The 9834-nt window shown below is 41.8% G+C and carries 9 protein-coding genes and 1 riboswitch; of the genes, 6 read left to right on the top strand and 3 right to left on the bottom strand.

Annotated elements, in window-relative coordinates; genetic code table 11:
• The first annotated feature begins 434 nt into the window (after positions 1–434).
• Positions 435–1795, top strand: a protein-coding gene (locus ACEN8J_RS10210) for an IS1182 family transposase (RefSeq protein ID WP_495594142.1) whose coding sequence is annotated in 2 segments (ribosomal slippage) — positions 435–1002 and positions 1002–1795 — 1362 coding nt in all. Because the reading frame shifts where the segments join, the coding sequence is not laid out codon by codon here.
• Between the two features lie 619 nt (positions 1796–2414).
• Here ACEN8J_RS10210 and ACEN8J_RS10205 read toward each other — a convergent pair.
• The gene (locus ACEN8J_RS10205; RefSeq protein ID WP_165150629.1) at positions 2415–3053 is read right to left on the bottom strand and encodes a YczE/YyaS/YitT family protein; all 639 of its coding nucleotides are present in this window, start codon (positions 3051–3053) and stop codon (positions 2415–2417) included.
• A gap of 114 nt (positions 3054–3167) precedes the next feature.
• Here ACEN8J_RS10205 and ACEN8J_RS10200 point away from each other — a divergent pair, with 114 nt between their 5' ends.
• From ACEN8J_RS10200 to ACEN8J_RS10185, 4 genes are all read left to right on the top strand, one after another.
• Positions 3168–3620, top strand: coding sequence for a MarR family winged helix-turn-helix transcriptional regulator (locus ACEN8J_RS10200; protein ID WP_029515334.1), 453 nt, complete (start codon positions 3168–3170; stop codon positions 3618–3620).
• A 26-nt stretch (positions 3621–3646) separates the two neighbouring features.
• Complete coding sequence (gene paiA, locus ACEN8J_RS10195) at positions 3647–4165, top strand: spermidine/spermine N(1)-acetyltransferase (protein WP_495594462.1); 519 nt, start codon at positions 3647–3649, stop codon at positions 4163–4165.
• A gap of 85 nt (positions 4166–4250) precedes the next feature.
• Positions 4251–4347, top strand: a riboswitch (guanidine-I (ykkC/yxkD leader).
• A gap of 95 nt (positions 4348–4442) precedes the next feature.
• Entirely contained in the window at positions 4443–4784 is a 342-nt protein-coding gene (locus ACEN8J_RS10190; RefSeq protein WP_069011472.1) for a DMT family transporter, read from the top strand.
• Between the two features lie 3 nt (positions 4785–4787).
• The gene (locus tag ACEN8J_RS10185; protein WP_023988641.1) at positions 4788–5102 is read left to right on the top strand and encodes a DMT family transporter; all 315 of its coding nucleotides are present in this window, start codon (positions 4788–4790) and stop codon (positions 5100–5102) included.
• Between the two features lie 146 nt (positions 5103–5248).
• Here the strand turns inward: ACEN8J_RS10185 and ACEN8J_RS10180 are convergent, their stop codons facing one another.
• A complete protein-coding gene (locus ACEN8J_RS10180) occupies positions 5249–5974 on the bottom strand; it encodes a helix-turn-helix domain-containing protein (RefSeq protein ID WP_165150631.1) in 726 nt (241 codons plus the stop codon).
• Positions 5975–5989: 15 nt separating this feature from the next.
• On the opposite strand from ACEN8J_RS10180, the gene ACEN8J_RS10175 reads away from it, so the two are divergent.
• Positions 5990–6451, top strand: a complete 462-nt coding sequence (locus ACEN8J_RS10175) for a hypothetical protein (RefSeq protein WP_165181879.1) — start codon at positions 5990–5992, stop codon at positions 6449–6451.
• 324 nt (positions 6452–6775) lie between these two features.
• On the opposite strand, the gene ACEN8J_RS10170 is transcribed toward ACEN8J_RS10175, so the two are convergent.
• On the bottom strand, positions 6776–9622 hold the full coding sequence (locus ACEN8J_RS10170; protein WP_459760461.1) for an alpha-amylase family glycosyl hydrolase: 2847 nt from the start codon (positions 9620–9622) through the stop codon (positions 6776–6778).
• Positions 9623–9834 lie beyond the last annotated feature (212 nt).

Here is a 9834-nt window from a genome sequence, read left to right as displayed (position 1 = left end):
ATCCGTTTTCTAAAATGCAATGATTTCACTTTGCGTGTGCAGAGGGTGGCGGCTTGTCCGACTGCCCTTGCCTGCAAAGTATTCTTTTTCCGACACAACGCTCATGTACTAACATTAAAAAAAATACAATTCCCTTTGAAAATTTAAGTATTATAAACAATTCGTCAGTTTAGGTTGATTATGCACATTATATATTAGGGGAAGAGTATAAGATGGATTAGCTCCATTTTATATTCCGAATTGTTTAGATTATATAAAAGGTACCACTTTGAGTAAGCTCAATGAACTCTAACAAAAGAAGACCCGCGTTTCAATAACGCGGGTCAGGCTGTCGAGAAAGTCTCGACAGCCTATTTTATATTAATTTTGTTTAAGACGACACCGCGTTAATGTTGTATAATATAGGTAACTATTGTAGAACGGATGGTGTTGATATGCTACGCTCCAACCGCGAAAAACAACAATCCTACGAATTTGTTTCCATCGAAGATCTGGTTCCTCAAGATCACTTGCTCCGCAAAGTAGATAAGTATATCGATTTTTCGTTTATCGATGATAAAGTTCGACCACTGTATTGTGCAGACAACGGGCGTCCTGCCATTGATCCTACCGTATTGTTTAAAATGATCTTTCTCGGTTATTTCTATGGCATTCGCTCAGAACGGCAACTCGAGCGAGAAATTCAGACGAACCTAGCTTATCGTTGGTTTCTGGGGTTGGGCTTAACGGATAAAGTTCCGGACCATACGACGATGAGCTGGAATCGTCGCACTCGCTTTAAAGACACCACGATCTTTCAAGATATCTTCGATGAAATTGTGCTGCAGGCGATCTCTCACCGAATGGTGGGTGGGCGTGTTCTCGTCACCGATTCCACACACGTCAAAGCCAATGCTAACAGGCACCAGTACACCAAAGAACAAGTGTCGCAGAATACTAAAGACTATATGGACGAGCTGAACGAAGCGGTGAAGGATGACCGGAGAAACCACGGAAAAAAGCCTTAAAATCCCGAGAGGAAGTGAATGAAGAAAAAGAAATTAAAGTGAGCAAAACAGACCCGGACAGCGGCTATATGATCCGTGATGGCAAGCCCGAAGGCTTCTTCTATCTGGACCACCGCACGGTGGATATGAAGTACAATCTGATTACGGACGTGCATGTGACACCGGGGAATGTACATGATTCTGTCCCCTATTTGTCCCGTTTGGATCGCCAAAGAGAACGTTTTGGTTTTCAAGTAGAAGCTGTTGCACTAGATTCAGGTTATTTAACAACGCCGATTTGCCGAGGGTTGCAGAACCGAAAGATTTTTGCCGTGATTGCTCACCGAAGATTCCATCCCAGACAAGGACTGTTTCCGAAATGGAAGTTTGAATACGATGCCAAACGCAATGCGTATAGATGCCCAGCCCAACAGGAACTGCCCTACCGAACGACGGACCGTAAGGGATACCGGCAGTATGCCTCTGACCCAGCTCAGTGCCAGCATTGCCCACTGCTAAGTCAGTGTACCCAGTCTCGAAACCACCGCAAAGTGGTGACTCGGCATGTCTGGGAAGACAGCAAAGAGTGGGTACGGAGCAACCGGCTGAGCCCATCTGGTAAAAAGCTGTACCGCAAACGAAAAGAGACGATTGAGCGAAGCTTCGCGGATGCCAAAGAGCTCCATGGGTTTCGCTATTGCCGTTTGCGCGGTCTTCCAAACGTCAGGGAACAAGCCCTTATGACGGCAGCCGTGCAGAACATGAAGAAGATGGCGATCCACCTAGATCGCCTGGAGAAACAGGGGTAACCCCCCCTGCTTCTCCAGAGACCAAAGCATTATGATGTAAAAAAGAAACCCACGTCTCAAAATGACGGGGTTTCTCGACAATCTGACCCGCGTTTCAATAACGCGGGTCTTCTTTTGTTAGAAATTGCTGGTTTGATTCATATGCAGTTTAAAGACCAATTTGATTAAACCATCATTTTAATTACGATAATTCCAATCAATGCAAGAATTAAGCCGAATATCTCTTGACGACTCATTTTTTCTTTTAGATAGAATTGAGACACGTTCTAAAAGTGTCCCTTCATTTTTTTGATTTTTTTGTTTTGCTCATTAAAAGTTACATCTGTTGAAGAAGGAACTTGTCTAATCTTAATTACAAAGGCTATAAAACAAGATGGCCAGTATGCCCCATTGCCAGTCTTGATACTGTCCTACTTGCAGATCTCGCTTGTATCTAACAACGATAAGAGAGAGGATAATGATACAGAATCCGACTAGCTGCACTAAAACGGCGTCTCTTCCCAAAGCAAAGGAGCTAGCAGGATAACAAGCGCAGGCGTTAGTCCCGAAAAAAATGCTATGACTGAAGCTCGACCAAGACAAACTTAAGATCGAAACAAAGAGATATGAGCATCAAGCTTCAGTCTCTTTTATCTTTCTCATGATTTGGTGATGTAGCAGAGTGTGTTAATATGCGGTCAAGTATTTTTTTAGTAAATGGCATAAAGTAATTGAGTATTAGCCCCCCTAAACAAACGGTTAACAAGGTTCCAATGCCAATGGGTCCGTTTAAAAGGACTGCTATGATCAAGAATATAAGGTAGATGAATGTTCTCGAAAAAAATAGATTTGTTCTAGTAAATTCTTGTATGATTAATGTTAATCGGTCAACTGGAATGGGTGCAAAATTTGTCTGTAAATATGTTGCAGTTCCTAATCCTACAACAACTAAACCAATTCCAAAACAAACAACTTTGCTGTACCATAGTTCAGGTGTTATCAAATTGTGTAATAAAAAAAGCCACATATCAATACCAATACCCGTTATAAATGCTGTTAACAACCCCAAAACTTCTGGTGTTTGTCTTTTTAAAAGCGAATTACAACCTATCAATATTATAGCTATTATGATTTCCCAACTTCCCACAGTAAGCCCCACATTTATAGACAGTCCTACTAAAAGTGCATCAAAAGGTGAAGCCCCAAGGTCTGATTGTATAGTGAACGAAATTCCAAGGGATAATATAAAAATTCCTAATACGAAAAAAATATATTTCAATTTACTCGACCTCTTTAATATAATTTTATGTTGCAAATGCAATAAAAATAAGGTAAATTCAATATATATCATTTTTATTGCATTTGCAACAAAATAGGGGTAAAGGAGTCCATTATGAAGGAAGTACTTCGTGAAATTGGAATGATCGCAAGAGCATTAGATTCTATAAGCAATATTGAATTCAAAGAATATGACCTTACAAAAGGACAATATTTATACCTTGTACGAATATGTGAAAACCCAGGAATCATTCAAGAAAAGTTAGCTGAGATGATAAAAGTAGATCGAACAACCGCATCTCGTGCTATAAAAAAACTTGTTATCAACGGATTTATTGAAAAGGAAGAGGATCAGCATAACAAAAAAATTAATAAACTCTTTCCAACAGAAAAAGGGAATAAAGTCTATCCTTTTATAAAAAGAGAACATGATTATTCGGATAATGTTGCATTAGCGGGATTTTCGGAAAGTGAAGTAAACACCATTTTTAATCTTCTTCAAAGAGTAAGAAAAAATATAGGTGATGAATGGGAATTTGTAAAAAAAGGGAACAAGAGAAATTATTGATTTACATGAAGGAGCGATAATTTAAAGTGACTGTAAAAATAATAAAGTGCAGCCGTGAAGATCTACAAATACTCCAAAAAATAAGTATTGAAACATTCAACGATACTTTTAAGGATCTGAATTCACCTGAAAATATGAAGGCCTATCTGGAAAGAGCATTTAACTTTAAACAGTTGGAGGAGGAATTGTCCAACGTCTCTTCAGAATTCTTTTTCATCTATTTCAATGAAGAACTTGCTGGATATTTAAAGGTAAATATGAACAATGCCCAATCCGAAAAAATGGGTAATGAGTCGCTCGAAATTGAGAGGGTTTATATAAAAAACAGATCTCAAAAACATGGGCTTGGTAAATATCTGCTAAATAAAGCTATGGAAATTGCAATGGAACATAATAAAAAGAAAATCTGGCTCGGTGTATGGGAAAAAAATGAAAACGCCATTGCTTTTTATAAGAAAATGGGGTTTGTTCAAACTGGCGCACACTCTTTTTATATGGGTGATGAAGAACAAATTGATTTCATAATGACCAAAACAATGATATAAGTTTAGGGAGATATACGAATTTTTATTGATTTTATATTGTGTTTTATTCACTAATATGTATAATGTTAACTATAAAATTGAATTCAAAAATGTTTTCTAGGGTTCCGCGATAATATCGGCTGGTCCGAGAGAAAACTCACAGTCGTCGTACTGTGCCACGGAGGGATAAAAGCCTGGGAGAAAAACTGCTGTATGCAGTATTCTCTCAGGCTTTTTTTTATTGCTGCTATAAATTCATACTACATTTGCAGCATTATCTAAAAGGAGGAAGCACAGAATGAACAAGACATGGTTATCTGTTGTAGTTGCGGCATTATTCGAAGTTGGATGGGTCATCGGCCTGAAACATGCCAGCGGCTGGTTAGAGTGGGGGGGCACTTTAGTTGCCATTTTAGTAAGTTTCATACTCATGATTATGACTTCCCGTACGCTTCCGGTAGGTACGGTGTATGCAGTATTTGTCGGATTGGGAACGGCCGGCACTGTATTAGCAGAAATTTTGTTGTTTGGTGCTGAGGTAAAGGGATCTAAATTGTTGCTAATCGGGGTGCTTCTGCTCGGAGTTGTAGGACTCAAAATACAGAGTAAAGAGAAGAAACAAGGAAAAGAGGTGCACTGACGTATGAACTGGGTATTTCTTATTTTGGCAGGCGTATTTGAGATGATGGGAGTTCTCATGATTAATAAGCTCCATAAAGACCGGAATTTCCTGTCTGCTTTTTACTTGCTTGCAGGCTTTGGATTGAGCTTTTTGTTTCTATCCCTGGCCATGGAAACACTACCAATGGGAACGGCCTACGCTGTCTGGACCGGTATTGGAGCTTCTGGCGGAGCCATATTGGGCATGATCTTCTACAGTGAACCGCGTAATACCGCGAGGATTCTGTTCATCGCGATGGTACTCGGTTCAGCAGTTGGCCTAAAGCTGGTAAGCTGAATAATGATGGAATTAGAAAAACTGCTGCTCATCTTAGAACAGCAGCGAACTATCTGAATGCTTATGGTAGCTAGAAAAGACCAGCGTGCAGACAAAGTATCGATAAGAAATTTTGTCTGCATGTTTTTTTGCATACTCTTAGCCTTCTATCTCTGATCTTCAGGATCGCCGCGTTGTGTTTTCAGTTTTAGAAAATGAAGAGTCATTTGAAGCTTCAGGCGAATATCACCATCGCTTAGATCAACCTCGAAAAGCTCACGTATCCTGTTGATTCGATAGAACAAAGTATTTCTATGAATAAAAAGTGTTTTAGCAGCAAGATTTGGAGTGTCCACATATTGAAGATAGGCTTCAAGGGTGGGCAGTAAACTTGTTTTGTGGCCATTGTCATAAGCAATTAACTTTTGGATAACTGGATGGCAGAAGTCAGCGAGATCGTTCTGTTCCGATATGATCTTTCCAATATGCTCGCAGAGATAGTCCTCATACATATACACTGGCTTGTTTGAATTAAGTTGGAAATCAATCTCGACGGCGGTTAGGCATTGCTTATAATATTTTCGCAAAAAAGTTAAATGACTAAAGCAGTTACTCAGCGAAGCAGTTAGACCGTTTACTTGGAGAAATTCTAGAAATCGTTTGTCTTCAGCAATGATTTTACAGGATGAATCAACGAGGGAAATGAGAAATACAATGCGTCCCTGATATACGATCCAGCGGCTATCCGGTAGCAATTGGATCATATGCTGTGCAACTAACTGAACTTTCCCGTACACCAAAGCTGTTATCCAACAGTCGTTGGTCTCGGGATCGCGTGAATAATAAGGAATAAGAGCCATACGGGTGAGTTCGTACAGAATGGATTTCTTCATGCTCTCAATGAGTGGTTGGAGCGAGAAGGTGCTTATAGCGCCCTTCATAGAACGAAGCCGGAAACCCTGGCTTTTGCATTAAGTGATTCCCCGACCGGTCTTGCCAGCTGGATCGTAGAAAAATTTCGAGGTTGGAGTGACTGTGACGGAGATATGAAGAGGTCTTTTTCACTTGATCATATCCTCACCAACATATCGATTTACTGGTTTACCAATTCGCTTGCTTCTTCCATACGAATATATACTGAAGGTACTCAAATGCCACTGCATTTCACCGAAGGTCAGCGCGTTACTGTTCCAACAGGGGTTTCCTTATTTCCCAAGGAGCTGCCCACGCCTCCCCGAAGCTGGGTAGAACGCGTCTATAATATTACGTACTGGGAGAAAGCGAATAAAGGCGGTCATTTCGCCGCTATGGAAAATCCTAAATTGTTTGCCGACCATCTAAATCATTTTTTTCATACATTAAGCGTCTGATAGCCTCTATCCTTCGGGGAGCAATGCAGGGGGGATAAACAACAACGGAATGGACAAGAGAGCAGGGTACGTGCTCACGCTTTATCAGTTCTAGGGGCAGGATAACCGCTAATACTTGATGGTTGTTGGTCATTAAATATACGGAAGAATTTACGCACATAGAAGCTGTCGTTGGGGCATCTTGGTTCACTCCCATCCGTTAAAAATTTAGTTCAGAGCAATATCCTGACTCTCTCTCTTAGATATACTTTTTAATTGGAAGCAACCTTAGCACAGTGCAATACCGAACTGAGGTTGCTTCAGTTATCTAAGACATACTACCGTTTACTTCAGATAGGTTCCCGTTTCTCCAATTCCACCTCTACCATTCAATACATATACCCTTGCATTTCCTTTGCCGGAGCATGTCAGGGTAATCTTGCCATCAGTAACGGTTTTGGAATCACCGGTCACCGCATCCACATAGGTTCCGTTCGGAATTCCGGTAAACGTGGCGTTTCCTGAAATCGTGACCAATGCAAAGCTGTCAATGCCTTTGGCACTGTCGGTATATCTTCTCTTAAACGCCAGATTGCCCGACACATTCTCTGTGGAATACTGGCCTTTTTGCAAGGCGGGAACAGCTCTTCTGATTAAATTAAGCTGTCTGATATGTTTCGCCAGAGGATGGTTGAGCGATTCCGCAAGCGTGCCAGTAGCATTTGTGTATTTGCCGTAATCTTGTACCGTAACATTGCCTTCCACGTGATCGCCGAAATATGCTCGTCCCGTTTTGCTTAGCGGTGCGTTTGGACCTGTATCAATAGTTGCCCCTTTTTGAAACTCGATTTCGGAGCCGTAGAAGATAGCGGGTATTCCGCGGAAGGTGAACATCAGATCGAGATTCTCAGCCCAAGTGTCCTGTGTGCCCGCGAATCTTTGATTTTCCGGAGCCTGGTCAGGAGCATAGTCATGCGAGTCGACATAGGTTACATTCCACGTAGCATCATTATAGTATTGGTCGCCACTTCTCATATTGAATGCTTCATGCGCGGTCTTGAATGCCCAATGCATTGGAAAATCAATCACATCCATGCCCGATTTCATCGAATAGTCAGGCGTATGATAGGTATTTCCGTTTAAGAGAGCATTGTTCGAGGTTGGCTGTCCTGCTGTAGTAGAGTTGTCCGTCCACTCTTGTTCAACTGACGCTTTATTGGAGGCGTAGTCATTCTTTCCATCGCCCGGATACGATTTCGAGCTTTTCCAAGTATAGAATGGCGTCGAGATCGCCGGAATTCCACTGTTCCAAACATCTCTGTAACGTGTGGCTACTTCTCCAAAAATATAGAAATCCGAGCCGCCTCTTGTTTTCCAGGCAGGAATATAGTATTTATTGAAAATATACCGGCTCACATGCTTCACCGTATCGACACGGAAAGCGTCAACACCCATGTCAATATAGTGATTGTAGGTATCAATTAAATATTTGTTAACTGCAGGGTTTTCCGTGTTCAAATCCACGCAATCTCCCGCTATCTGACCAGTCTGAACCGTATAGGATTCCCAGGAAAGACTTTTCTCTGTATGGTAAATGTTATTGTTCGTTCCCTCGTTCTTCATTAAGGCGAGCCTTGCCTGATACTGCTGATCGGGTGTCATAGTATCATAGTTTGGTGGCAGCTTATCCGTAGTTTTCACCAAGTTGTTAGCAGTATCCGGTTTAGCCGGATCTTTCTTGAACATGGGGTACAGATTCTCTTCACCGAAATTACCCGTATGATTGACGACGATGTCCTGAATAACCTTCAGCCCTTTGGCATGGGCTGCATTGATCAAATCCTGATAAGAAGCTCCCGCCGATTCATACCGTGGGTCTACTTTGGCAAAATTTAAAGCATGGTAACCATGGTAATCATAACCGCTGGCATTTTGCACAACAGGTGTAATCCAGATGGCGCTGAATCCGAGGGCTTTGATATAATCGAGCTTTTGAATCAGCCCCTTAAAGTCTCCTCTCCAAGCCGGGTCCGAATCTGGATTGCGCGCCTTTCCATCATCCCATGCGTGCACGTTGTTGCTCGGATCACCGTCATAGAACCGAGAAGTAATCACGAAATAGATGGTGTCTTCCCGAAAATCCTTCTTATTTCCAATATTATAAACAAAGCTCTGCTTGGTTTGATTACCAGCGCCGTCTATAACGAGAAATTTTAATGTCGTAGTCTTGGAGATAAGAATAGACGGTCCAGTCAATCCGGTCAGTGCGTTGCCGAGAATATAGACTTTTGAGCTTGTGGTTGGTTCTGTACCATCCTCCGTATAGTATGCCTTGGTCGTTGCCGCCTTGTTATCTTTCAGGTTAAAGGATACAGTCACCGAGGAATCAGAATGCCCGGCAGGCAAATTCGCTGTGATTGTCGGAGCTTGCAGATCTGCATTCAGGTCAATTACATAATCAAAAGAGGATGCATTTCCAGTTTGACCGATTGAGTTGATACCGAAGGCCTTAATGGTCAAAGAGGAAGCAACTTGGATTGGAGAGGTATACAAGGTCGAGGATGTCGTAGGTGTCGAACCATCTATCGTATAGTAAATCTTATCGTCACTGTTGGTGCTGGAAAGCGTCACCGTTTGGGACGAATCATATGTTTTGGGTACAGGAGAGGAGGAAATCGCCGGAATTTTAGGCATTTCCGGGCTGACATCATACCATGTGTTATCTGTGTAATACCAGCCCTCTTTCACACTGCGGGACAAGTCGGCCGTTTGTTTGCCGCTACTGTCATTGAAAATGAGGCTTGAGCCTGTGGCATCGGCAATGGTGTAGCTGTACCAGTCATTTCCATCCGACTTCATCAGGATTCCCGGCCACGCCCCGCTTATCGGAACGGTTGCCGGATTCAGATTCCAGTAATGGATTCGAATCGCTGAATTCCAGCTTGAAGGTTTCTTAAAGTGAACCGTTAACCCAGTTTGAGTTGATTTAGTTGTTGTGGTAGGTGCATACGTTGCGGTAACGGTAGACGTGATCGAAGCGGTTGTCGATGGAAGAGCAGTCGCTGTGGAATTCGTGTAGGTGGCTGTATAATCGTTGTTACTCGAAGCTACGCCGGGTAAGCCGAAGAAGTTGAAGCAAAGCGATAAAATAATCAACCAAGAAATAAAACGCCCAGTTTTTTTTCTTAGCAAGTTAACAACCTCCTGATAATATTTAGTGGAATGGATTTTGCAACCGGTTGCATTAAAAGTAAAAAAAAGAAAGGCATTTATTTGGATAAAATAGATTCATTGATCGCCTCCTCCATGGTATGTAGGGAAATAAATCATTGTACGCGCTTACAAAAGAAAATATGAAAAAAACATCCACAGGGCACTATGCCAATGATTTTTCCTTTTATGAT

The organism is Paenibacillus sp. Paensp38 (assembly GCF_059491915.1).
The sequence above is the reverse complement of the archived record's forward strand: the minus strand, read 5'-3'. Positions and strand labels throughout refer to the sequence as shown.